Source organism: Bradyrhizobium manausense, assembly GCF_018131105.1.
GTDB lineage: Bacteria > Pseudomonadota > Alphaproteobacteria > Rhizobiales > Xanthobacteraceae > Bradyrhizobium > Bradyrhizobium manausense_B.
In genome coordinates this window covers 1,011,304-1,035,361 of the sequence record NZ_JAFCJI010000002.1, presented here as the reverse complement: position 1 = coordinate 1,035,361, position 24,058 = coordinate 1,011,304, and the positions used below count along the sequence as shown (strand labels likewise).

General features: G+C 64.3%; 21 protein-coding genes. 12 read left to right on the top strand and 9 right to left on the bottom strand.

Features of this window, described 5'->3' with window-relative positions; all coding sequences use genetic code 11:
* Positions 1–9 precede the first annotated feature (9 nt).
* From JQ631_RS25175 to JQ631_RS25145, 7 genes are all read left to right on the top strand, one after another.
* Entirely contained in the window at positions 10–1,038 is a 1,029-nt protein-coding gene (locus JQ631_RS25175) for a sulfate ABC transporter substrate-binding protein (protein WP_249160912.1), read from the top strand.
* Between the two features lie 34 nt (positions 1,039–1,072).
* A complete protein-coding gene (gene cysT / locus JQ631_RS25170) occupies positions 1,073–1,909 on the top strand; it encodes a sulfate ABC transporter permease subunit CysT (RefSeq protein WP_212330490.1) in 837 nt (278 codons plus the stop codon).
* A gap of 9 nt (positions 1,910–1,918) precedes the next feature.
* Positions 1,919–2,830, top strand: a complete 912-nt coding sequence (cysW, locus tag JQ631_RS25165; RefSeq protein ID WP_212330488.1) for a sulfate ABC transporter permease subunit CysW — start codon at positions 1,919–1,921, stop codon at positions 2,828–2,830.
* Entirely contained in the window at positions 2,820–3,857 is a 1,038-nt protein-coding gene (locus JQ631_RS25160; protein ID WP_212330481.1) for a sulfate/molybdate ABC transporter ATP-binding protein, read from the top strand. The genes cysW and JQ631_RS25160 overlap by 11 nt, the downstream gene beginning before the upstream one ends.
* A gap of 90 nt (positions 3,858–3,947) precedes the next feature.
* Positions 3,948–4,451 (top strand): CAP domain-containing protein, encoded by a 504-nt coding sequence (locus tag JQ631_RS25155; protein ID WP_212330479.1) that lies wholly within the window; start codon positions 3,948–3,950, stop codon positions 4,449–4,451.
* Positions 4,452–4,529: 78 nt separating this feature from the next.
* Positions 4,530–5,705 (top strand): DUF3734 domain-containing protein, encoded by a 1,176-nt coding sequence (locus tag JQ631_RS25150; protein ID WP_212330477.1) that lies wholly within the window; start codon positions 4,530–4,532, stop codon positions 5,703–5,705.
* Between the two features lies 1 nt (position 5,706).
* On the top strand, positions 5,707–6,495 hold the full coding sequence (locus tag JQ631_RS25145) for a 3-hydroxybutyrate dehydrogenase (RefSeq protein ID WP_212330475.1): 789 nt from the start codon (positions 5,707–5,709) through the stop codon (positions 6,493–6,495).
* A gap of 149 nt (positions 6,496–6,644) precedes the next feature.
* Here the strand turns inward: JQ631_RS25145 and JQ631_RS25140 are convergent, their stop codons facing one another.
* The 3 genes from JQ631_RS25140 to JQ631_RS25130 form a co-directional block, all read right to left on the bottom strand.
* Positions 6,645–7,469, bottom strand: coding sequence for a sulfite exporter TauE/SafE family protein (locus JQ631_RS25140; protein ID WP_212330473.1), 825 nt, complete (start codon positions 7,467–7,469; stop codon positions 6,645–6,647).
* Positions 7,470–7,665: 196 nt separating this feature from the next.
* Entirely contained in the window at positions 7,666–9,033 is a 1,368-nt protein-coding gene (locus JQ631_RS25135) for a flippase (protein WP_433995526.1), read from the bottom strand.
* Between the two features lie 307 nt (positions 9,034–9,340).
* Positions 9,341–10,180 (bottom strand): protein-disulfide reductase DsbD domain-containing protein, encoded by an 840-nt coding sequence (locus JQ631_RS25130; protein ID WP_212330469.1) that lies wholly within the window; start codon positions 10,178–10,180, stop codon positions 9,341–9,343.
* A gap of 142 nt (positions 10,181–10,322) precedes the next feature.
* Between JQ631_RS25130 and JQ631_RS25125 the strand changes: the two genes are divergently transcribed.
* Positions 10,323–10,967: a YqgE/AlgH family protein gene (locus tag JQ631_RS25125; RefSeq protein WP_212330468.1), complete on the top strand. Its 645-nt coding sequence runs from the start codon at positions 10,323–10,325 to the stop codon at positions 10,965–10,967.
* Positions 10,968–11,135: 168 nt separating this feature from the next.
* Here JQ631_RS25125 and JQ631_RS25120 read toward each other — a convergent pair whose 3' ends face one another.
* Positions 11,136–12,023: a TauD/TfdA dioxygenase family protein gene (locus JQ631_RS25120; protein ID WP_212330465.1), complete on the bottom strand. Its 888-nt coding sequence runs from the start codon at positions 12,021–12,023 to the stop codon at positions 11,136–11,138.
* Between the two features lie 97 nt (positions 12,024–12,120).
* The gene (locus JQ631_RS25115) at positions 12,121–12,900 is read right to left on the bottom strand and encodes an SDR family NAD(P)-dependent oxidoreductase (protein ID WP_212330464.1); all 780 of its coding nucleotides are present in this window, start codon (positions 12,898–12,900) and stop codon (positions 12,121–12,123) included.
* A 99-nt stretch (positions 12,901–12,999) separates the two neighbouring features.
* On the opposite strand from JQ631_RS25115, the gene JQ631_RS25110 reads away from it, so the two are divergent.
* Positions 13,000–13,737, top strand: a complete 738-nt coding sequence (locus JQ631_RS25110) for an SDR family NAD(P)-dependent oxidoreductase (protein ID WP_212330462.1) — start codon at positions 13,000–13,002, stop codon at positions 13,735–13,737.
* Between the two features lie 74 nt (positions 13,738–13,811).
* The gene (locus tag JQ631_RS25105) at positions 13,812–14,186 is read left to right on the top strand and encodes a CsbD family protein (protein WP_212330460.1); all 375 of its coding nucleotides are present in this window, start codon (positions 13,812–13,814) and stop codon (positions 14,184–14,186) included.
* Positions 14,187–14,308: 122 nt separating this feature from the next.
* Here the strand turns inward: JQ631_RS25105 and JQ631_RS25100 are convergent, their stop codons facing one another.
* Together JQ631_RS25100 and JQ631_RS25095 are read right to left on the bottom strand one after the other, a co-directional pair.
* A complete protein-coding gene (locus tag JQ631_RS25100; RefSeq protein ID WP_212330458.1) occupies positions 14,309–15,994 on the bottom strand; it encodes an SGNH/GDSL hydrolase family protein in 1,686 nt (561 codons plus the stop codon).
* 148 nt (positions 15,995–16,142) lie between these two features.
* Positions 16,143–17,558: a lytic murein transglycosylase gene (locus tag JQ631_RS25095; RefSeq protein WP_212331591.1), complete on the bottom strand. Its 1,416-nt coding sequence runs from the start codon at positions 17,556–17,558 to the stop codon at positions 16,143–16,145.
* 216 nt (positions 17,559–17,774) lie between these two features.
* On the opposite strand from JQ631_RS25095, the gene JQ631_RS25090 reads away from it, so the two are divergent.
* Positions 17,775–18,650, top strand: a complete 876-nt coding sequence (locus JQ631_RS25090) for a UTP--glucose-1-phosphate uridylyltransferase (protein WP_212330456.1) — start codon at positions 17,775–17,777, stop codon at positions 18,648–18,650.
* Positions 18,651–18,692: 42 nt separating this feature from the next.
* Here the strand turns inward: JQ631_RS25090 and JQ631_RS25085 are convergent, their stop codons facing one another.
* Positions 18,693–20,189 (bottom strand): sensor domain-containing diguanylate cyclase, encoded by a 1,497-nt coding sequence (locus JQ631_RS25085; RefSeq protein ID WP_212330454.1) that lies wholly within the window; start codon positions 20,187–20,189, stop codon positions 18,693–18,695.
* Positions 20,190–20,333: 144 nt separating this feature from the next.
* On the opposite strand from JQ631_RS25085, the gene JQ631_RS25080 reads away from it, so the two are divergent.
* The gene (locus JQ631_RS25080; protein WP_212330452.1) at positions 20,334–20,597 is read left to right on the top strand and encodes a DUF7662 domain-containing protein; all 264 of its coding nucleotides are present in this window, start codon (positions 20,334–20,336) and stop codon (positions 20,595–20,597) included.
* 571 nt (positions 20,598–21,168) lie between these two features.
* Here the strand turns inward: JQ631_RS25080 and JQ631_RS25075 are convergent.
* Positions 21,169–24,045 (bottom strand): EAL domain-containing protein, encoded by a 2,877-nt coding sequence (locus JQ631_RS25075; protein ID WP_212330450.1) that lies wholly within the window; start codon positions 24,043–24,045, stop codon positions 21,169–21,171.
* Positions 24,046–24,058 lie beyond the last annotated feature (13 nt).

Below are 24,058 nucleotides of genomic sequence, written 5' to 3'. Positions count from 1 at the left end.
TCGAAGTGAATGGAGATGGACATGATGCGTCGTATCGTTCCGCTCGCTGCAGGACTTCTCGCAACCGGACTTCTCGCGACGGGTTTCTTGGCAGACGCGGCTCTCGCTGCTGATATCAATCTGTTGAACGTGTCTTACGATCCGACACGCGAGCTCTATGTCGAGTTCAACAAGGCGTTCGCGAACGCCTATCAGAGAGAGACGGGCAAGAGCGTCGAGATCAAGCAGTCGCATGGCGGCAGCGGCTCGCAGGCGAGGGCGGTGATTGACGGCTTGCAGGCCGACGTGGTGACGCTCGCGCTTGCCTACGACATCGATGCCATCGCCGGCAAAGGTCTTACCGCGGCCGATTGGCAGAAGCGCCTGCCGCAGAATTCATCGCCGTATACCTCGACCATCGTGTTCCTGGTGCGAAAGGGCAATCCGAAGGGCATCAAGGATTGGGACGATCTGCTCAAGCCCCGCGTTGCCGTGATCACGCCGAACCCGAAGACCTCGGGCGGCGCGCGCTGGAATTACCTGGCCGCCTGGGGCTTTGCGCAGAAGAAATATGGCTCCGTCGACAAGGCCAAGGATTTCATCGGAAAGCTCTACCAGCAGGTCCCGGTGCTCGACACCGGCGCGCGCGGTGCGACCGTGACGTTCGTGGAGCGCGGCGTCGGCGACGTGCTGCTTGCCTGGGAGAATGAGGCCTATCTCGCGCTGAAGGAATTCGGCCCCGAAAAGTTCGAGATCGTGGCACCGCCGCTCTCGATCCTCGCCGAGCCGCCGGTTGCGAATGTCGACAAGGTTGCCGACAAGAAAGGCACCCGCAACGTCGCCGATGCCTATCTCCAGTATTGGTACACCAGGGAAGGTCAGGAGATTGCCGCGCGCAATTTCTATCGTCCGCGCGATGCCGAGATCGCCAAAAAATATGAACACTCCTTCGCAAAGGTCGAGCTGTTCACGATCGACGACGTGTTCGGCGGCTGGACCAAGGCGCAGAAGGAACATTTCGCCGACGGCGGCGTGTTCGATCAGATCTACAGGAATTGATAGAGCTCTGTCTCAGGAGGCAGCAGGGGGCCTGGTGAGCGTAATCGCAGCACGACGACGGACTCTTCCGGGCTTCGGTCTCACGATGGGACTGACGCTGACCTGGCTGTCCGTCATCATCCTGATTCCGCTCGCCGGGCTGTTCCTGAAATCGCTGGAGCTCAGCCCCGAGCAGTTCTGGAACATCCTCTCGAGCCGCCGCACGCTGAATGCGCTCCGCGTGTCGTTCGGGCTCGCGTTTGCGGCGGCCTGCGTCAACCTCGTGATGGGCAGCATCATCGTCTGGGCGCTGGTGCGCTACCGTTTTCCGGGCCGGCGGATATTTGACGCCATCGTCGACGTGCCTTTCGCATTGCCGACGGCCGTTGCGGGCGTCGCGCTGACCGCGCTGTTTGCCGAGAAGGGCTGGCTGGGCGCGCCGCTCGCCGCGCTCGGCATCAAGGTGGCATTCACGCCGGTCGGCATCTTCGTCGCGATGATCTTCATCGGCATCCCCTTCGTGGTGCGCACGGTGCAGCCGGTGCTGCAGGATATCGACTCCGAGATCGAGGAAGCCGCGGGTAGTCTCGGCGCCAGCCGATGGCAGACCATCGTCCGCGTGATCCTGCCGTCGCTCGCGCCGGCGCTGCTCACGGGCCTGGCGCTCGCCTTCGCACGTGCGGTCGGTGAGTACGGCTCGGTGATCTTCATCGCCGGCAACCTGCCCAACGTTTCCGAGATCGCGCCGCTGCTGATCGTGATCCGGCTCTCCGAATTCCGCTATGCCGACGCGACCGCGATCGCCGCAGTCATGCTCGTCGTCTCCTTTGTCATCATCTTCGCGGTGAACCGGTTGCAGCGCTGGGCGCAGAACCGCGTCCCGGCGCGCTGAGGGCGAACGATGACGATGCAGATCGCAGATTCCGTCCCGCTCTCGTCCCTCGATGCCAGGGCGCGCGCCCATGCTGCAGCCGCGCGCAACAATCTCCGCACCGAGCCGAGGGGTGTTCAGGTCGTCATCATTACGCTGGCGATCTCGTTCCTGTCCGTCTTCGTCGTATTGCCGCTAGTCCTGGTCTTCGCGCAGGCCTTCTCGAAGGGCGTGCTCGCCTATCTCGCGGCGCTCGCTGAGCCGGAGGCGCTGGCGGCGATCAAGCTGACGCTGGTGGTCGCCGCGATCTCGGTGAGCCTCAATCTCGTCTTTGGTCTCGTCGCGTCCTGGGCGATCGCAAAGTTCGAATTCACCGGAAAGACCTTCCTGATTACGCTGATCGACTTGCCGTTCTCGGTCAGCCCGGTCATCTCCGGCCTGGTCTTCGTGCTGCTGTTCGGTGCGCAGGGCTATTTCGGCAATTGGTTGAGGGATCACGACATCCAGATCCTGTTCGCGGTGCCCGGCATTGCGCTCGCCACCACTTTCGTGACCTTCCCCTTCGTGGCCCGTGCGCTGATCCCGCTGATGCAGGAGCAGGGCACGCAGGAGGAGGAAGCCGCGATCTCGCTTGGCGCCTCAGGCCTGCAAACCTTCTTTCGCGTCACGCTGCCCAACATCAAATGGGGCGTGCTCTACGGGGTTCTGCTGTGCAACGCCCGCGCGATGGGCGAGTTCGGCGCGGTGTCGGTCGTCTCCGGCCACATCCGCGGCGAGACCAACACCATGCCGCTGCTGGTCGAGATTCTCTACAACGAATACCAGTTCGTTGCGGCCTTCGCGATTGCCTCGCTGCTGGCGCTGCTGGCACTGATCACCCTGATCGCCAAGACCGTTCTCGAACGCCAGCTCGACGAAGGACACGACGTCAATGACCATTGAAGTCAAAAATCTCGTCAAGAAGTTCGGCAGCTTTGCGGCGCTTGATGGCGTCGACCTCAAGGTCAATGACGGCGAACTGCTGGCGCTGCTCGGTCCTTCCGGCTCCGGCAAGACCACGCTGCTGCGGATCATCGCCGGCCTCGACTGGCCTGATACCGGTGAAGTTTCCTTCAATGGCGAGGACGCGCTGGCGCAAGGCGCGCGCGAGCGTCACGTCGGCTTCGTTTTTCAGCACTACGCGCTGTTCCGTCACATGAGCGTGTTCGAGAACGTTGCGTTCGGTCTGCGGGTGCAGCCGCGCGCGATCCGCAAGGACGAGGCGACGATCCGAAGGCGGGTGAAAGAGCTGCTCGACTTGGTGCAGCTCGACTGGCTCGCCGATCGCTATCCGAGCCAGCTCTCCGGTGGCCAGCGCCAGCGCATTGCGCTGGCCCGCGCGCTCGCGATCGAGCCGCGCATCCTCCTGCTCGACGAGCCCTTCGGTGCGCTCGATGCCAAGGTGCGTAAAGAGTTGCGCAAATGGCTGCGCTCGCTGCATCACGAGATCAACGTCACCTCGATCTTCGTCACCCATGACCAGGAGGAGGCGCTGGAAGTCGCCAACCGCGTCGTCGTTATGGACAAGGGCAGGATCGAGCAGATCGGTTCGCCCGACGACGTCTATGAGACCCCGGCGACCGCATTCGTTCACGGCTTCATCGGTGAATCCATCGAGTTGCCTGTTCAGGTTGACGGCGGCGTTGTCAGGCTCGGCGATCGTCCGCTCGATCTTGCGGCGGACGGGCTCATGTCTGGCGCGTCAAAACTGTTCGTGCGGCGACACGACATGCTGGTCGGCCCACCCGGCTCGGGTGCCTTCGAAGGCGCGGTCCAGCAAGTCCGCAATTTCGGTCCCGTGCAGCGGGCTGAGGTGGCGCTATCAGGTGGCGAGACCATCGAGATCGATGCCCCTCGCGACCGGGAACTGCGCGCCGGCGATACGATCGGCTTAAAGCCCCGCCGCTACCGCATATTTGCGGGCGCCTGAGCCGTCCCAAAGGATCGAATTTTCCTCAAAATTCACCTTTCAGCCACGGTTGGTATGCAACAACGGCCCCTCATCTGGGGGCCTCGATTCATGCGCGCTGCGGCCGCAATTCTCATCACTTTGCTTCTCGCCGGCTGCGCCGGCAACGAAGCGCCGGTCCAGCAGCCGTCGATGTATGCCGATATGTCGGTCCCGGGCGCCAGGCTCGATGCCCCGGCCGCCGCAATCATGATCTCGCAATACCGCCAGAACAACGGGCTCGGCACCGTCGAGGTCGACCCCGAATTGATGCGGCTCGCCGAATCCCAGTCCAATGCCATGGCGGCCGCCAACAAGATGGACCATGACGTCCGCGCGCCCCTGGGCAAGCGGCTTGCCGCCGGCAGCTATCCCGCGACCGTGGCGGTCGAGAACATCTCGGCCGGCTATCATACGCTGGCGGAAGCGTTTTCCGGCTGGCGTGACTCGCCGCCCCACCGCGCCAACATGCTCAAGGGCGGTGTCACAAAATTGGGCATAGCGGCGAGCTATGCTCCTGGCACCAAATACAAGGTGTTCTGGACCATGATCCTGGCCTCGACCGACCCCCGATAAGCCAGACTTGATCCCGGGATGCATTGACGCCGCGGCAGACTGTCGCCACGGTGGCTCGCCTTTTGCTATTAGTCCCTTATGACAGATCACAGCCCGGAAGTCGCAACAGTCCCCGCGAAGGCGCAGCGCGTCCTGGTTCTCCAGGGCGGTGGTGCGCTCGGCTCGTATCAGGCCGGCGCCTTTCAATCGCTCTGCCATTTCGACTTTGAGCCCGAATGGGTAGCCGGCATCTCGATCGGCGCGGTCAATGCCGCCATCATCGCCGGCAATGAGGGCCATACCCGCGTCAAGCGGCTCAAGGAATTCTGGGAGATGGTGTCCGCGCCGGTGCCGTGGAAGCCGATCGGCAAGAGCGATCACAGCCGCGAGCTGTTCAATTCCACCAGCGCCGCGCTGATCGCGACCTTCGGCGTGCCCGGCTTTTTCGTCCCGCGCGTGCCGCCTGCGCCGATGTGGCCGCCGGGCAGCCCGCAAGCCGAGAGCTATTACGACACCGCGCCGCTGAAGAAGACGCTGGAGCGGCTCGTTGACTTCGACCGCATCAACGATCTGAAGACGCGCTTGTCGGTCGGCGCCGTGGGCGTCACCTCCGGCAACTTCAAATATTTCGACAATTACGAGTTCAAGAAGCTCGGCAAGCAAATCGGTCCGGAGCACATCATGGCCTCCGGCGCGCTGCCGCCGGGCTTTCCGTCGGTCGTGATCGACGGCGAGCATTATTGGGACGGCGGCATCGCCTCAAATACGCCGCTCGATTTCGTGCTCGATGCGGAAACTGATCGCGACATGCTGATCTTCCAGGTCGACCTGTTCAGCGCGCGCGGCGATCTGCCGAATTCGCTCCTGGAGGCCACCGAGCGCGAGAAGGACATCCGTTTCTCCAGCCGCACGCGGATGAACACCGACAAGAACAAGCAACTGCACAATGCCCGCCGCGCCGCGCGCGACCTCATTGCCAAATTGCCCGATTATCTGAAGAACGACCCTGCGGTCGAATTCCTCGCAAAAGTTTCGCGCGAAAGCACTGTTACTGTGGTGCACCTGATCTATCGCAGCAAGAACTACGAATCCTCGTCGAAGGACTATGACTTCTCGCATGTCGCCATGGTCGAGCATTGGGAAAGCGGCGTCCGCGACGTGCATCTGTCGATGCGCCACAAGGACTGGCTGGAGAAGCCGCAGTCCGGCGAGACCATGGTGACCTACGATCTCACGGGGGACGTCACCGCGCCCCCGCCAAAAAGGAGCGAATAATATGGGTACTCTGTCAGGCAAGAACGCCGTCGTCACCGGATCGACCAGCGGTATCGGGCTTGCATATGCGCGCGCCTTCGCCGCCGCCGGCGCCAACGTCGTCATCAACGGCTTCGGCTCGCCGGAGGACATCGAGAAGGAACGCACCAAGATCGAGTCCGATTTCGGCGTCAAGGCGGTCTATTCGCCCGCCGACATGACCAAGCCGGCCGAGATCGCCGGGATGATCGCGCTCGGCGAGAAGTCGTTCGGCTCGGTCGACATCCTCGTCAACAATGCCGGCATCCAGTTCGTTTCGCCGATCGAGGAATTCCCGCTCGAGAAGTGGGACCAGATCATCGCGATCAACCTGTCCTCGGCCTTCCACGCCATCCGCGCTGCCGTTCCCGGCATGAAGAAGAAGGGCTGGGGCCGCATCATCAACACCGCGTCGGCGCACTCCCTCGTCGCCTCGCCCTTCAAGTCGGCTTATGTGTCGGCCAAGCATGGCATTGCCGGCCTGACCAAGACGGTGGCGCTTGAGGTCGCGACCAACAAGATCACCTGCAATTGCATCAGCCCCGGCTATGTCTGGACGCCGCTGGTGGAAAAGCAGATCCCTGATACCATGAAGGCGCGCAACCTCACGCGCGAGCAGGTCATCAACGACGTGCTGCTCGACGCGCAGCCGACCAAGGAGTTCGTGACCTCAGAGCAGGTCGCAGCTCTCGCGCTGTTCCTGTGCAGCGACGATGCCGCGCAGATCACCGGCACGAACCTCTCGATCGACGGCGGCTGGACTGCGGAGTAACGGCTCGCACTCTGCTGTTGCCCCGGTGACACCACCGTAGGGTGGGCAAAGGCGCGCAAGCGCCGTGCCCACCATCTCTCTCTCATCACAAAAGGGGGGTGGGCACGCTTCGCTTTGCCCACCCTACAATTCTCTCGCCTGGTCGGGCCTCAATGGCTCCAGGCCAGCGCCGTCACGATCGCGGATTGCAGGTTGAGCTCCGCGAACATGATCCTGCTGGCGACCACGATGAGAACGCTGGCGAGCGCCACGCGCAGCACGGTCTCCGGCACACGCGTCGCGCTGTAGCTGCCGATGACGATGCCGGGCAGTGAACCGAGCAGCAGAACACCCATCAGGCCCCAGTCGACCGAGCCGAGCACCCAGTGTCCGATGCCCGCCACCAGCGTCAGCGGCACGGCGTGCGCGATGTCGGAGCCGACGATGGTCGCCATCGGCAGGCGCGGGTAGAGCAGCAGCAGCACGGTCACGCCGACCGCGCCGGCGCCGACCGACGAGATCGAGACCAGCACGCCGAGCACGATCCCGGTGACCACGGTCGCAATCACCGTGGTGCGTTCGCTGATCTGCTCCATGCGGCGGCGATAGCGCTCCATGATCGACTTGCGGAAGATCAGCGACGTCGCGGTCAAGAGCAGCGCAAAGCACAGCACCAGATTGACCAGATTGCGTTCGGTATCGCCGCGCAGATCGAGCTTCCACAGCACCAGCAGCGTCAGCGCGCTCGCCGGAATGCTGCCGCAGGCGAGCCGCAGTACCGCGGGCCAGTGCACGCTGCGCGACCAGCCATGCACCACGCTGCCGCCGGTCTTGGTGGCGGCGGCATAGAGCAGGTCGGTGCCGACGGCGGTGGTCGGATGAATGCCGAACAGCAGGATCAGGAGCGGCGTCATCAACGAGCCGCCCCCTACGCCGGTCAACCCGACAAGCAGGCCGACGCCAAAACCCGAGGCGACGTAAAGCGGATCAATCATGGCTGAGGGAATCTAGGTTTATCTCGTCAGTTGGGCAATACGACGTAGAATAAACTTTCCCTGGGGCGCAACCGTTTGGGCAGAATAAGAAAAATTCTACTCCAATATGGAACTCGGTAGGTGTTTCGCCTTGTTCTCGGGCTCGTTGGGAAACAGTCGTCCCCCGAGGCGGTGAGCAGGGACCGGTGCTTAGTCCCTATTTCCCAAACGCCAGCACGTGCAACCCCAGCCGCTGCCGTACGATCCAGAACAGCAGCACCGTCTCGAAGGTGAGCGAGAGCGAGGTTGCGGCCGCAGCGCCGTGGCCGCCGAAGCGCGGCACCAGCGCGATACAGAGAATGACGTTCATGACGAAGGCGAGCGCATAGGCCAGCGCGCAGATCTTCTGCTGGCCGAGCATGTTGAGCAGCCGCTCGACCGGGCCGATCGCGGCGCGTACCACGAGGCCGATCGCGGCGACGAACATGATGTCGTAGCCGACCACGAATTGCGGCCCGAACAGCCAGAGCAGGGGCTTGCCGAGAACGAGCAGCACGGCGGTCGCGGCCAGCGACGGCCAGAACGTCCAGACGATGGCATGCGCGACATAGGCCGACAGCCGCGCCTTGTCGCCGCTCGCGTTGTATTCGGCGAAGCGATGCGCCGTCGTCGCCGACATGGCGTAGTGGATGAACGACACCAGCGCCAGCGTCTTCACGACCGCGAAGTAGACGCCGACTTCATCGGATGGACGGAATTGTTGCAGCACGAGCACGTCGGTGTAGGACAACAGCAGATAAAAGCTCTCGACCAGCAGGATCGGCAGCGAGACCGCGAGCCAGCCGCTGACGTCATAGGCCTTCGGGCCGGGCGCGATGTGACCGGCGAGCTTGCGGTTCAGCACCGCCATCTGTCCGGTCATCGCGATCCACACCGCGCCGGCGCTCGCGAGCATCGCGGCGATCGCGCCGAGATGATAGCCGAGCAGGAAGGCGCTGGCGGTAATGCCGATGATCAGCGCCTGGCGGATGATGAATTGCGGCATCAGGCCGAGTTGCATCCAGTCATGCGATCGCGCGATGCCGTCCTGGGTATTCGCAACGACGAAAGCCGGCAGCGTCATGCAGCCGATATAGAGCGGCAGCACCTCGGCAGGATCGATCCAGGGCGACAGCAGCTTGACGATGCCGGCAAGGCCGAGCGACGCCAGCGCCGAGACGGCGAAGACCAGCCAGCGGCCGCCGGAGAGAAAGCCGCGCAGCAACGCGTGGTCGCCACTGGCGCGATATTCCGGAATGATCTTTTGCGCGGAAGCCGAGATGCCGAAGTCCATCATGCTGCCGAGCAGCAGCACCCAGGTCCAGACATAGACATAGATGCCGTAGTCGGACGTCCCCATCCAGCGCGCCAGCAGCACCTGCGAGAAATAGGCGAGCCCTGCGCTGATGACGCGGATGATGAAGATGGTGCCGGCCAGCCGCCGCGTCAGCGATGCCTCGCTCGACCCGCCCGAGAGCTTCGCACGCAGCCGCGCGATCAGCCCTGACGGTCCGGTCGTTGCGGGTTCTGCATCCATCACGGCCAAGTCGAGATCCCCAGGCATCCCGCATGCTGCGGTGGGCTCGGGATTAGCAACCATTCGTTAAGATTCGGTTGGGTGGGGTGCCGCCGTCTCAACCCCCGCCGTCGTCCCGGTGCAGGCCGGGACCCATAACCACAGGGAGAAGTTGATGCGCTGGCTGGCAACTCCGAGTCTTCGCCAAACCACTCCCTGTGGTTCTGGATTCCGGATCTGTGCTCCGCTTCGCTATGCTCGTCCGGGACGACAGCGGCGAATGAGCGCTAGCAACGGAAATCACTCGGCGCCATCTCGACAGCTTCCGGGACGACGCTCACTCCAAATTCGTATTGAACTCGTAGGATTTCTCGGGCCCGACCAGCGTGAACTTGAGCGCTGCGCCGTCGGGCTTGACGCCCGGCGGCAATCCGTCGAGCTCGAAGGAAAATCGCTTCACGCCGGGTGGGCTGTGTTCGACGGGTGCTGGGATCGGCAGTGACCACTCGGGCGTCGGTCCCTCCACGTACAGATTGACCTTGCTGCTGTCAGGCGCAACGACATCCACCAATACGTTCTTGGGCCCGTCGCGCTTGACGTCGCGGATGGTCAGGGGATTGGGATCGCCGACATTGGCGGGCTTCGGCACCGAATCCAGCGCCGAGCGCAAATTGACGTCTTCGGTCGAGGCGACGTTGTTGAAGCCGAGCTCGACATTGGCCTCGACGGGAACGCAGAGCTTCTCGCACACCGCGTAATTGATCTCGGCGCGCAACGTCACCGGCTTGTCGGCGGCCTTGGCGACGATGCGCAGGGGCAGCACGATCTGGTCGTGATAGCCGATCGAGTGGCCGCCCGCGCCGTCGTCGAATTTCAGCGGTGCCGGCCACATCACCGTCACGGCTTCGACGTTATCCGACTTCGAGAAGTCGAACCGTGGCGGCACGCCGGAATCGCCGGGCATGCGCCAATATGTTTTCCAGCCGGGCTGGAGCTGGAAAGCAATACCGCCGAGCAGGACCGCGCCGCTGCGCGATCCCGCGAGGAGCCGCACCGCGGAATGGCCGTCGCGTTGCCACTGTGACGCATCGTCGGCATGGGCGCTCATCGCCAGCGACGACGCAAGCAAGGTTGTCGCGACGCCAATCGCCGCATGCAGGGGAACTCTTGTCAGCATGGCACGTCTTTACAGGGTCACCCGGGGGCAAACCATTGAATTGCTTGTGATGGATGCACTCGAATCAAGTCTCTGCAAGCCTTGATTTGACAGCAGCCCGGCCCGACATCAGGATAGGAATTGAAACCGGAGTGCTTTACCGATGGCTCCCACTGGCAAAAGGACGGGCGAAAGCACCCGCGGCGCAGGCCCCGCGCTCCCCAATTCGGCCGGTTATCTCGACGGTCGGCTCCTGATCGCGATGCCCGTCATGGGCGACTCCCGCTTCGAGCGCTCGGTGATCTATCTCTGTGCGCATTCGGCCGAGGGTGCGATGGGCATCATTGTCAATCATCCGGCGGGCAGCATCGATTTCCCGGAGCTGCTCGAACAGCTCGGCATCGTCAAGAAGGGCGAGCACATCAAGCTGCCGCAAAATGCCGAAAGCATGAAGGTGCTGGCCGGCGGCCCGGTCGATACCGGTCGCGGCTTCGTGCTGCATTCCAGCGATTTCTACATCGAGCATGCGACGCTGCGGATCGACGACGGCGTCTGCCTCACCGCGACCGTCGATATCCTGCGCGCCATCGCCAACGGCTCCGGCCCCAAGCACGCCATCCTCGCGCTCGGCTATGCCGGCTGGGCGCCGGGCCAGCTCGAGACCGAGATCCAGAGCAATGGCTGGCTGCATTGCGACGCCGACGCCGATCTGATCTTCGGCGACGATGTCGACGAGAAATACGGCCGCGCGCTGCGCAAGATCGGGATTGATCCCGGCATGCTGTCGAACGAGGCGGGGCACGCCTAGCTGAAAGTGGTCATAGCGTAACCCTCAGCGCCGTCATTGCGAGGAGCGAAGCGACGAAGCAATCCAGGATCCCTCCGCGCAGGCATTCTGGATTGCTTCGCTCGCAATGACGGAGTTTGTTGAAGCGGTCACGCTTTTCGTCCCGGCCTTCGCCGGGACGACATTAGCCTACTCCGCCGCCTGCTGCTGCACCGTCGGCTCGGTCCCCGCTACCGTCGCCCTTCGCATGTCGCGGGGCTGAGACTGGTCGTAGCGGCGGACGCGGTGCATGGTCTGACGGTTGTCCCACATCACGAGGTCATGCAGCTTCCATTTGTGGACGTAGACGAATTCGGGCTGTGTCGCATGCTCGTTGAGGTCGCGCAGCAGCAGCCGTCCTTCCGGCACGCTCATGCTGACGATCTTGCCGGCATGCGATGAGAGATACAGCGACTTGCGCCGATGCACGGGGTGCGTTCGCACCAGACGCTGCAGCACCGGCTTGAACATCGCCTTTTCGTCATCGGTATATTCGGTGAAGCCGAGCGACCCCCGCGAATACATCAGCGAGTGCTCGCAGATGAGATCGTCGATCTCGGCCTTGGTCTCATCGTCGAGCGCGTCGTAGGCCGCGCGCATGTCGGCGAATTCGGTGTTGCCACCCTTCGGGTTCACCACGCGTGCCGAGAGCAGCGAGAATTTTGCCGGGATGGGACGGAACGAGCTGTCGGAGTGCCACAGGCAGTTGCCGAGATTGAACAGATGCGTGCGGCTGTCCTTCGCAAGCGGCTTGCCGTCCTTGCCGAGATTGGACACGTCGTTGAGGCCGGACTGGAGCCGATAGTCCTTCGCCTGCGTGACAGTGCCGCCCCGCGCGTCCTCGCGCTGACCGAAATTCAGCGCGAACGCCATCTGCTGCTCGTCGGTGATGTCCTGGTCGTGGAAGACGAGCACCGCGTATTTGTCCATGGCGGCCTCGACGTCGCGGGCTTCATCCGGCGTGAGAGGCTTTCGTAGGTCGAGGCCGGAAACCTCGCCGACAAAATGCGTCTGAAGTTGCCGGATGGCGATCGTCATGGCGTCTCTCCCGCGAACCGCGAGCGGTTGGTCCCGCTCTGCTGGTCAAAAAGCTACTCTCGCGCCTGATGATGTCAACGCTCCTCGCGCATGGCTCTCACGCGTTTCGGGCCATCAACCCGCCGTCGACCGGAATCACGGCGCCGGTGAGGAAGGACGCGGCCGGCAGGCACAGGCTCAGCGTCATATGCGCGACCTCCTCAGGGTCGCCGTAGCGGCCGAGTGCCGTGCGGCGCTTGGCGTAGATGGTCTTGTGCTCTTCCGAGATGCGGTCGGTGATGGCGGTGCGGATCGGCCCCGGACAGATGCAGTTGACGGTGATGCCCTCGCGGCCGAGCTCGACCGCAAGCGACCGCGTCAGGCTCGCGACGCCTCCCTTTGCTGCAGAGTAGGGGCTGTGCAATCCGGTAGCGCCGAGCGCCTCGGTCGAGGCGATGTTGACGATGCGCGGGCTCCTCGACTTGCGTAAGTGAGGCAGGGCGGCGCGGATGATGCGGGGATGAGCCGTCAGCATCACCGCGATGCCCCTGGCCCAGGCGTCCTCGTAACTCTCGTCGTCGATCGCGACGCGCACGGAGATCCCGGCATTGTTGACGATGATGTCGAGCCCGCCGAAATGCGCGGCGACGTCGCCGACCACGCGCTTGATCTCGCCGCCGTCGGCAACGTCGAGCTTCCACGCCTTCGCCGAACCGCCGCTTGCCGCGATCTCCTTCGCAACCGTGTGCGCGCCTTGCTCGTCATGATCGGTGACGGCGACGTTGGCGCCCTCCGTCGCGAACACGCGCGCAGTGGCGCGCCCCATGCCGCTCGCCGCGCCGGTGACGAGAACGGTGAGGCCCTTCACGGAGCGGCTGAGCTCTTTGAATTCGGACATGGTGTTTCCTCGCGGTCTCTTGTTTCTTGTTGTGAGATGGACAAGGCTGGCATCGATCCGCAGACAGGTCAAACAAGCAAAACAAAAGGGGAGGCCGCGATGGCGAACGAACTCGATTTCTCTGGCAAGCAGGTGCTGGTCGTCGGTGGTTCCAGCGGTATCGGCAACGGCATCGCGCAAGCCTTTCGCGCGAGAGGCGCAGCTGTTGCGGTGTGTGGCACGCGCGCTCGTGCAACGGAATATCAGGCTGAGGAGGGCTCCGATCTCGCCGGTCTCGCCTACGCGCAGCTCGACGTCGGCAACCCCGGTGCGGTCGAAGCGTTCAAGCCGTCATTCGATCGGCTCGATATCCTGGTGCTCGCACAGGGCGCGGTGCTCTATCGTCGCGGCGAATTCGAGATGACCGGCTTCCGCAAGGTCGTCGAGGTCAATCTGATGAGCCTGATGGCGTGCGCGACGCGGTTTCATTCCATGTTGCGGGATTCCAGCGGCGCGCTGATCATGGTGTCCTCGACCGCGGCCTATCATTCCACCATGGGCAATCCCGCCTACAATGCGTCGAAGACCGGCGCGGTTGGATTGACGCGGACGCTGGGCGAGGCTTGGGCGGAAGACGGCATCCGCGTCAACGGCATCGCGCCCGGTCTCGTCGACACCAAGATGACGAAGGTGACGACCGACAATCCCAAGCGGCTCGAAGGTGCATTGTCACGCATTCCGCTGCGGCGATTGGGCACGCCGGCTGATATGGCCGGCGCGGCGCTGTTCCTGGCTTCGCCGCTGTCTTCGTACATGATCGGACAGACGCTCGTGGTCGATGGTGGGCTTATTCTCTAGGCCAAAGTCTCAGCGGCCGTGGAACTGCGCTCCTCCTGATCTGTTACTTGGGCAGACCCCCGAGGAGGAGCATCATGGACAAGGACAGGATCGTCGGATCGGCCAAGGAATTCGCTGGGCGCGCAGAAGGCGCTGTCGGCGATCTCGCAGGCGATGCGCAGACGCAGACGTCGGGCAAGGCGCGCGAAGCTGCCGGCACCGTGCAGAATCTCTACGGCCAGGCGAAGGACGCCGTGCGTGACGCCGCAGACACGGCGACGAGCTACGCCAAGGACGCCTATGACAACAGCGGCGATACGCTTCGCGATGGTTCGCAGGCGTTGTCGAAGAAAGTGCAGGACAATCCGCTCGGCGCGCTGCTCGTCGCCGGTGGCATCGGCTTTGCGCTCGCGCTGCTGATGTCGCGCCCTGCGCGTCGCCCGCCGCCGCGCTGGCGCTACTACGGCTAGTCGGTGCCCGTCATTCCGGGGCGCGCGGAGCGCGAGCCCGGAATCCATCGTGCTACCATCAATGCTGTTGAATGGATTCCGGGCTCGCGCCAGGCGGCGCGTCCCGGAATGACAGCAATTCCCTACCGAACTTCCGCCGATCGCCCGACATTGCCCGGCGGCCGCGGGATCGCAGGGTTCGGATTCGGGTTGCGCGGCCCGGGCGCCAATTGACGTGGTGCCGGCTGCGGCGAGCCGAAGCCAAAGAAATCGCGGAAGGACGGCGTTGCCTGTGCCGGCTGCTGCTGCGGCGGCGTCGGCTTCTTCGGTGCGGGTGGCTTGGGCGGCGCGATCGCGGCGGCCGCACCCGGCGCAACTGGAGCCGCAGTGCCACCGTCAGGCGTCGTCGCCGCGACAGGCGTATCGCCCTTGGCCTGCTCGCGGCCGACTTCGCGGCGCGGCCAGGAATAATCATCGGCACGGCCCGCGGGCGCGGCGAGCGGCTCGCCCTTCACCAGCGTCCGGGCGGCGAGCGCATCGACGGCGGCGGGACGCGTGCCCGGTCCACCCAGCAATTGATCGGTCGAGATCGAGGCCGCAACCAATGGCACGATCGGGCCCGCGAGCGGCCGCGGCGCCGGTTTGCCGGGCTCGGCGCTGGTGTCGGGCGTCCCCGGCTCGCTCGGCAGCGCGATCGGGCCGGAGCGGCCCGCCAGCAGGCGCGTGATCTCGCGCTCGACGTAATGCGCGAGCTTGCGCGCGCCGGGCTTGGTGAAATAGACGCCGTCGCCGCTGCGGAGTTGACGGATCTGGCCTTCGAAGTCCGGACCCTTCTGGAGGAAGCGGCCGGCTTCATCGACAAAGCCGTCCCAGACGTCGACATAGGTGATGCCGGCCTTGGCCGCACCTTCGCGATAGAGCGAATCCAGGAACAGCATGTCCGCGGTGCCCTTGGGCCCGCGGATCGCAGGCAGGCCGACCCAGAGCACCGGCACGCCCTTCGCCTTGAGGACGTTCGCGAGCTCTTCGATCTTCTTGCCGTAGAGCTCGACCCAATGCTCGTCGCGGAATTCGTAGAGGCCGTTCGGATTGCGCGCGGTCTTTTCCGGCACGGCCGCCGGCGTATCGGCGTTGTCGGCGTCGTCTTGCGGCAGGTCGGTGTCGACAGGCTTGTCGTCGGGCTTGGCTGCGGTGTCGGGCTTGGCGTCGCCGGGTTTTGCCGGCGGCTTGCCGCGCGCGGCCTTGTCGTTCTTCTTGTCCTTGTCGGAGGCCTTGTCGGATTTTTCGACAGCTTCGCGGATGGCGATGCGGTCGTTGAGGCCGAGCATGACGACGATCACGTCAGGCTTCTCGGTCTCCAGAATACCCCTTGCGGCCGCCGCCCAGTCCGAGGGCTCACCTTTGGGCTGATACTTGATCAGGCCCGAATTGGTCCTGTGCTTGCGGATCACGCCCATGTCGGGCTGCTCGGTGTAGGCGTCCTCGAGGCCATAGGCGAGCCAGTCGGCCATGGCGTCGCCGATCACCAGCACGTTCTTGTCGGCAATGGTCTCGCGCTTGGCCGGCGACGGCGCGCGCGAAAAATCCTGGCGCGGGGCCTGCTGCTGCGGTTGCTGGAACGGTGCGAAGAAGTCGCCGCCGAACCAGCCGCCGCCACCACCGCCGCGTTGCGGAGCCTGGCGCTGCGGCGGCCCACCGAAGCCCGGGAAGTTGAAGAACCCCTGCGCCGAGGCCCCCGCGACCGACACCAGGATCGCAAGCGCCGTCCCCAGCGCGATCAACGGGCCGGTCTCGGTCAGCGCCTTGAAAAAGGATTTGGGCTTCGACATGCGATCTCGGGCGCGCGCAACGGGGTCTGGAGGTAGGTCGTTATAATAGCGGAATCGGGCGCCAAACGGGCAAATTCTCTTGCAGATTCTTGGGCCCATGCACTGCTGATCGGCCAAAATCGCCGTTCAGGGTTACTTTCAGGCCGTTTTACCGCCCGCGCAGCCGGTCCAGCACGTCGGAGGTGGCAAACCCGTCGGCAGGGAGGCCGATCGAGACCTGGAAGTTGCGCAGCGCGTCACGGGTCTGACCGCCGAACTGGCCGTCCGGGGTGCCCCTGTAGAAGCCGCGCTGGGCCAGCAGTTGCTGGAGTTCCAGCCGCTCGGCGCGGGATAGCTCCCGCTCTTGCCGCGGCCAGGGCTGCACGAAGGGCTGGCCGCCGCGCAGGCGGTCGGCGAAATGGCCGATCGCCATCGCATAGGCCTCGGCCGGGTTGTATTTCATGATGACGCGGAAATTCTGCAGCATCAGGAAGCCCGGCCCCTGCGCGCCGGCGGGCGCCAGCAGATAGGCTTTCTCCGCCGGATGCGGGAAGGGCTGGCCGGTCGGCCGCTTGAGGCCAAGCTTCTCCCATTGCGCGATCGTCATCATCTTGGCGCGGTCGGCCAGCATGTAGTTGAAGCCCTGGGGCACCACGACCTCGTAGCCCCAGGTCTGGCCGGTCTGCCAGCCGTCCTTCTTCAGGTTGTTGGCGGTGGAGGCGATCAGGTCGGTCGGGTTGTCGACCACGTCGCGCCGTCCGTCGCCATCGCCGTCGACGGCAAAGCGCTTGAACGCCGTCGGCATGAACTGGGTCGGGCCGAACGCGCCGGCCCAGGAGCCGCGCATCTGCTCAGGGCGCAAATCGCCGCGATTGACGATCTCCAGTGCCGAGAGGAATTCGTCCTTGAAATAGGCCTGGCGGCGGCCGACGCAGGCAAGCGTCGCGGTCGATTGCAGCACGCTGCGGTCGCCCATCTGTGTCGAATAATTGGACTCGATACCCCAGATCGCCGCGATGATGTAGCGGTCGACGCCATAGGCCTTTTCGGTCGCGTCGAACTGCGCCTTGTATCTGGCGAGGATTTCCTTGCCCTTGGCGAGGCGGTTGTCGTTCACGAGGATGTCGAGATAGTCCCATATCGACTTGGTGAATTCCGGCTGCGAGTCCATCAGGTCCATGATGCGCAGATCGGGGACGAGTCCTGCGGTGAAGCGCTGGAAATTTTGCTGGGTGATGTTGCGCCGTGCGGCATCGGGCCACATGCCTGCAACGCAATTGTCAAAATTGCCGGCGGCCTCGCGGATCGCAGCCGCCGTCATCAGTGGATGGCCGGAGGCCCCGTCCTCGCCGCTCCAGGGTTGGGCGCCGCCGGGGGCGGGTGTGGGTTGTGATGGTGCCGGGTCCGAGCCGGAGAAGATTCCGCCGAACAGTTTTGAGAGGCCGTTTTGCCCTTGTTGTCCCTGCTGCCCTTGGGCCTGCGCGATTGCAGGGAACAGCAATGCGGTCGCAATCATCGTTGCGCCGGCGACATATCCCGTCCGTTTTGCCTGCCTTGTCACCAGCCCTGCCACCGATTGCATCATGTCCCATCCGTCCGGCCGAAAATTCGCCATCAGGAGGCCCCGTTACGGTTGCCAATAGCTTAACAAAGGTGAAATTTCGGTGGCGGCCTTTTCTCAATTCCAGGTTTTCTTAATTCCAGGGGCCGAGCCCTACATCCGCCTTTGTTACCCGCTGCAAACCGGCTAGCAAGCCGCCATTGCTTCTTTCACCTGCGCTCAAGGTCATCGATCAATCCCATGAAAATCCGCAAAGCCGTATTCCCCGTCGCCGGCCTCGGCACCCGCGTTTTGCCCGCCACCAAGGCCATGCCGAAGGAAATGCTCACCATCGTCGACAAGCCGCTGATCCAGTACGTCTATGACGAGGCGCGGGAAGCCGGCATCGAGCACTTCATCTTCGTCACCGGCCGCAACAAAAATGTCATCGAAGATCATTTCGACCGGATGTTCGAGCTCGACGCGACGCTCGCCGCGCGCGGCAAGAAGGCCGAGCAGGACATCCTGGCGCAGAACCAGCCGGAAGCCGGCGCCGTCAGCTTCACCCGCCAGCAGGCGCCGCTCGGCCTCGGTCACGCGGTGTGGTGCGCGCGCGACATCGTCGGCAACGAGCCGTTCGCGGTGGTGCTGCCCGACGAGCTCGTGCTCAATTCGCCCGGCTGCCTGAAGCAGATGATCGAGACGGCTGCAACGCTGGGCGAGAAGTCCAATCTGATCGCGGTCGAGGCGGTGCCCGACCATCTCACCCATCAATACGGCATCTGCGGCGTCGGCAAACGCACCGGCAAGATGTTCGAGGTCGACGGAATGGTCGAGAAGCCGGCGAAGGGCACAGCGCCCTCCAACCTCTCGATCACCGGCCGCTATATTCTCCAGCCAGAGATCTTCAAGATCCTGGAGACCCAGGAGCGCGGCGCCGGCGGCGAGATCCAGCTCACCGACGCCATGATCGGCCTCGCCAGGTCGCAGAAATTCTACGGCGTCGAGTTTGAGGGCGAGCGCCATGATTGTGGCTCCAAGCCCGGCTTCCTCCGCGCCAACATCGCCTATGGCCTGAAGCGGCCGGAGCTGCGCGAGGGGTTGATCGCGGAGATGAAGAAGTATCTGGGGCAGTAGGCCACTGTGTCGTGCTGGCTTTCGCCAGGACGACATTATGCCTCACGCAACCAGCGACAGCTTCGGCAGGCTCGCGACCACCGACTGATTCCGCCCGCCGGCTTTCGCGGCATAGAGCGCCTTGTCGGCGGCAGCGACCAGGATGGCCCAGTCCATGCCGGCGGTGGGCGCGAGGCTGGCGATGCCGCAGGAGACGGTCGAGCCCGCCCCGCCGTCGGACCAGCCCTGCACCTTGCCGCGGATCATCTCGGCGATCTTGAAGGCGTCGGCGGCGGACGTGTTCGGCAGCAGCACGGCGAACTCCTCGCCGCCATAGCGCGCGGCGCAGTCGCCGGCCCGGCGCACCGAGTCTGAAATGCAGATGGCGATGCCGACCAGTACCTGGTCGCCGGCCTGGTGACCGAACGTGTCGTTATAGGCCTTGAAGTGATCGGCATCGATCATCAGCAGTGCGATTGGCGTCTTCTGGCGAGTCGCGCGGCGCCATTCGGCGTCGATGACCTGGTCGAACTTGCGGCGGTTGCGCAGGCCCGTGAGGGCGTCGGTGGTCGCCATCTCCTCGAGCTTGCTTTCGGCATCCGCGCGCCGGCTGATCTCGCGCGCGAGCACGATCGCCGACCCCAGCACGAACAGCGCGAGCACCAGAACCACGGCGCCGATGCGGAGCGCTTCCTTCTGCCACAGCGCGAACACCGCGGTCAGCGGCTTGCCCGCCACCACGAACAGCGGACCGCTATCGCCGCTGCGTGCATAGAGCCGCGCGGTCGGATCGACCGGGCCCTGTCCCGCAAACGAGCCGCCGACGCGGAGGTTGTCGGCCTTCCAGGACTGGCGGTCGTTCAGGTTCTTGCCGATGATGTCGAGATCGAACGGCCGCCGCATCATGACGGTGCGGTCGCGCTTGAGGACGGTGATGGTGTCCTCGGGATCGAGGCTCAGCCGCTCGAACAACTCGTGGAAATAGGTGAAGCGGATCGAGCCGGCGACGACACCCATGAAGCCGCCGTCGGTATCGCTGAGACGCCGGCTCAGGACGATCGAATAGGCGCCGCGGAACAGCATCGGGCGGCTGATGAACAGGCCGACGTTGGGATTGTCGCGGTGAACCGTGAAATACTCCTCACTGCTGCGATTTTCCGCGACCGGATCGAGCGTCGAGGCATCGATGCTGAGGTTGCCATCCGCGTCGAACACCTGCACGGCGCCGAAATGCTTTGCGGTGGTGGCGTGGTCGAACAGGATCAGCTGGCGGATCGGCTTCGAGGCCGTGTTGATCTCGGGCAGCAGCATGTTGCTGGCGACCGCCTTCAGGGACAGGTCGTAGATATCGATGTTGCGGCTGATGTCGGCGTCGATCGAGGTCGCCAGATTTTCCAGCGTCTGGCGGGCCAGCGCCTCCTCGCCGCGGCGCATGTCGAGCATGACGTTGACGCAAATGGCGGAAAAGCCGATCACCGTCACGACGGACGAGATGATCAGCAGTTTCGCCGAAATGCGCCACGGCCGGCGAGCCATGGCTTCACGCCATCCAGACAGCATCGATTGCTCCAGACACTAGTGGATGCGCCTGAAATCTTGCGTAGTGTTTAAGCCGCGACGGCGCTGCCGCAATGAGTTAAGGATTGGTTTCCGTGAGCCACGCTTTTGCGCAGATCAGGCCGCGGTCAAAGGGTGAGGACGGCGGTGAACGATTACGACGCGCTACGCGAATACCTGCTGCGGCAGAAGCAGATGGAATTCGTGCTGAGCTTTGAGCAGATCGAGGAGATCATCGGCGCAGCCCTGCCGCGCGCGGCCAACCGAGCCTCATGGTGGGACAGCCTCCGCAGCCCCGACATCCAGATGCCCCAGCGCGAAGCCTGCCTCGCCGCGGGCTTCAAGGCGGTCCGGATGCCCGACGGCCAGAGCGTGCGATTCACGAAGATGAAGAGCGACCGGCGGAGGTAGCGAGGTTTCCTGGGCCGGTATGGAGTGTCAGGATTGTGCTGTAGGCCGGCCTAAAGGCTTTGTCTCACGCTTTCGAGAAATTGCTGCTTTTCACCAGGGGCGTAACCTTGGGAGGCCCCGTAATACGGTTCAGTTGATCGATTGTACGGTGTGGACCGGGAGTGGATCGATGACTTCGGCGGCACATGGGATCTGGTCTCGGCACGTGCGGCCGATCTTGATCCTTTTACCCGCGCCATCGCACAAGCGTAGTACGGGTTCAGGTCGCGCATCTGACCGTTGGCCGGTGCCCTGCAGGGAAAAGTCGGATCATATTCCTGAGCCCGGACATGCCCTGATGTTAAGACGATACCTATCGTCAAAATCGTCAAAGCCAATGTGCGCACCGGAACCTCCTCCAAGTCGGCGCAACATCCGGTGCACTCGGATCGAAGGCAGCATTGATCCAGGTCAATGTCCTGGGTTCACGCGTGCACAGTGAGACGCTGCGCCGGCCTCGAGAACGATGTCCGAATGCTGCCTGCACCACCTTCTCAGCAAGGAAGACCGGAAGTCACCGTTCCTCTTGAGATCAGCTCGCTGCTTCCAGCCGCACTTCCGTGAGCAGCCGCATCGCGGCGTCCGCGTCCATCGGCTCGCCGAAGGCAAAGCCCTGCGCGTATTCGCAGCCCAACTGATACAGCTCGACCGCGTCGGAATCGGTCTCTGCACCTTCCGCCACCACGTCCATGCCGAGGTCATGCGCGAGCGCGATGATCGACTTCAGGATCACCGGCCGCGTGCCGCGATTGGTGGTGCGCACGAACGACTGGTCGATCTTGATGGTGTCGAACGGGAAGCGCTGGAGATAGGCGAGCGATGAATGGCCGGTGCCGAAATCGTCGAGCGAGAGACCCGTGCCGAGTTCGCGGATGCGCGTCAGCATTTGCGCAGCGTGCTCCGGATTCTCCATCACCAGCGATTCCGTCAGCTCCAGCTTCAACGTGCCGCGCGCCACCGAGGAGCGTGACAGCACGGTGCGGATGTCGTGAATGAGGTCATGGCGCAACAGCTGCCGTGAGGAGACGTTCACGCTCGCGAAGATCGGTTCGCGCGAGCGCATCGCACGCTGCCAGATCGAGAGCTGCTTTGCGGTCTGGTCGAGCACGAACATGCCGAGGTCGACGATCAGGCCGGTCTCTTCCGCGATGGTGATGAATTCCGACGGCGCCATGCGGCCGAGCTTCGGATGATCCCAGCGCGCAAGCGCCTCGAAGCCGGCGACCGAACGGTCCTCCAGCCGCACGATCGGCTGGTACAGGATGGTGAGCTCCTGCCGCTCGATGGCGCGGCGCAGTTCGCTCTCCAGCGTCAGGCGGTCGGTCTTCCGCGCGCGCATCGCGGGCTTGTAGACGTCGATGCGGTCGCCGCCGATGCGCTTGGAGTGATACATCGCAAGCTCGGCGTCCTTGATGATCTCGTCCGTCAGTTGCGTCTGCGGATCGGAAAGAGCGAGGCCGATCGAGGCGGTCAGGAAGATCTCGCGATCGTTGAAGGCGATCGGCGCCCGGATGGTCTTGCGGATCGTTTCGGCGAAGGCGGTGATGCGGGCCGGGTCCTGCTCCGAGAGCAGGATCAGTCCGAACTGGTCGCCGGCGAGTCGCGCCAGCGTGTCCTGCGGCTTCAGGATGCGGGTGAGGCGGCGCGCCAGCGTCAGCAGGATGGAATCGCCGACCGCGATGCCGACGGAATCGTTGACCTGCTTGAAGCGGTCGAGATCGATCACCATCAGCGTCGGCCGCAGCGTCGGCATCGACTTTGCGAAATGCGCGACGGCGCCGAGCCGGTCCATGAACAGCTTGCGGTTGGGCAGGCCGGTCAAATTGTCGTGCACGGAATCGTGCAGCAGGCGTTCTTCGGCGTTGCGCAGCTCAGTGACGTCGGTGAGCGTGCCGACCACGCGAGAGACCTCGCCGTCCGAGCCGACCACCGGGCGCGCCTTCAGCGCGAACCACATGAAATGACCGTCCGGGGTGCGCAGACGGAAATCCTGCACTAGGCGACCGCGGCGCTGGTCGAGCACACTGTCGAGCGCGGCGCGGAAGCGGTCCTGGTCGAGCGGATGCAGCACCTCGAGCCACGTGGCGGCCGGGCCTTCCAGCGTGCCGCGCTTGAGCCCGAGCAGGGCTTCGGTCTCGGGGCTGGTGAAGACCTTGTCGGCGGAAACGTCCCAGTCCCAGATCAGATCGCCGGAACCTGCGAGCGCCAGCGCGCGGCGCTCGATGTCGGAGACCACGCCGGTGGTGGCGCCGCCGCCGGCGAAGGCATGCTGCATCACCGTGAAGCCGATCAGCATCACGATCAGCACGAGGCCGCCGAGCAGGGCGGGGCCGACGATGTCGTTGGTGACGGAACCGGCGACCGTCATGCCGGCCGCGACCACCCACACCACCAGGAGGAACCAGGTCGGGATCAGCAGCACCGCGCGGTCGAAGCCGTGGGTGGAGAGATAGACGATCAGCGCGAAGCCGGCGAAGGCGATCAGCACCAGCGAGATGCGCGCGATGCCGGAGGCGACGGCCGGATCGAACAAAGCGAGCGCGACGAGGGAGCCGAGGAACGCCAGCCAGCCCACCGTGATGTGGGAGTAGCGCACATGCCATCGACTGAGATTGAGATACGCGAACAGGAACACCAGCAGCGTCGCCGCCAAGATCGCTTCGCCCGCCGCGCGCCAGATGCGCTCGGCGTTGTTCGACATGTCGAGCACCTTGCCCCAGAAGCCGAAATCGACGCCGATGTAAACCAGCACTGCCCACGCCAACGCGGCCGCGGCCGGGAACATGATGCTGCCCTTCACCACGAACAGAATGGTGAGAACGAGCGCCAGCAGCCCCGAGATGCCGATCACGATGCCCTGGTACAGCGTGAACGAGTTGACCTTGTCCTTGTAGGCTTCCGGCTCCCACAGATAGAGCTGCGGCAGCTTGTCGGTGCGCAGTTCCGCGACGAAGGTCACGACGGCGCCGGGATCGAGCGTGATGCGGAAGACGTCGGCGGTCGGGCTTTCCTGCCGCTCCGGCCGGTCGCCGGTCGAGGGCGTGATGGTCGCGATGCGCGAGAGGCCGAGGTCGGGCCACAGCAGGCCCGAGGAGACGATGCGGTAATGCGGGGCGACGATCAGGCGGTCGAGCTGGTCGTCGGTATTGTTGGCGAGCGCGAACACCACCCAGTTCTGGCCGCCCTCACGCGCGCGCACCTCGATGCGGCGGACGATGCCGTCGGTGCCGGGCGCGGTGGAGACCTGGATGCGGTCGGCATCGCTGCGTTGATGCTCGAGCACGCCGGTAAGATCGATCGCGGGCGCATCGCCGCGGACGCTGACAGCATCAAGCGCGCGTGCAGGGGACGCGGCGACAAGAATCACGAGGCCCAGCGCGATGGGCGCGAGGCACCTGATCAGACGCAAGGCCAGTTCTCCG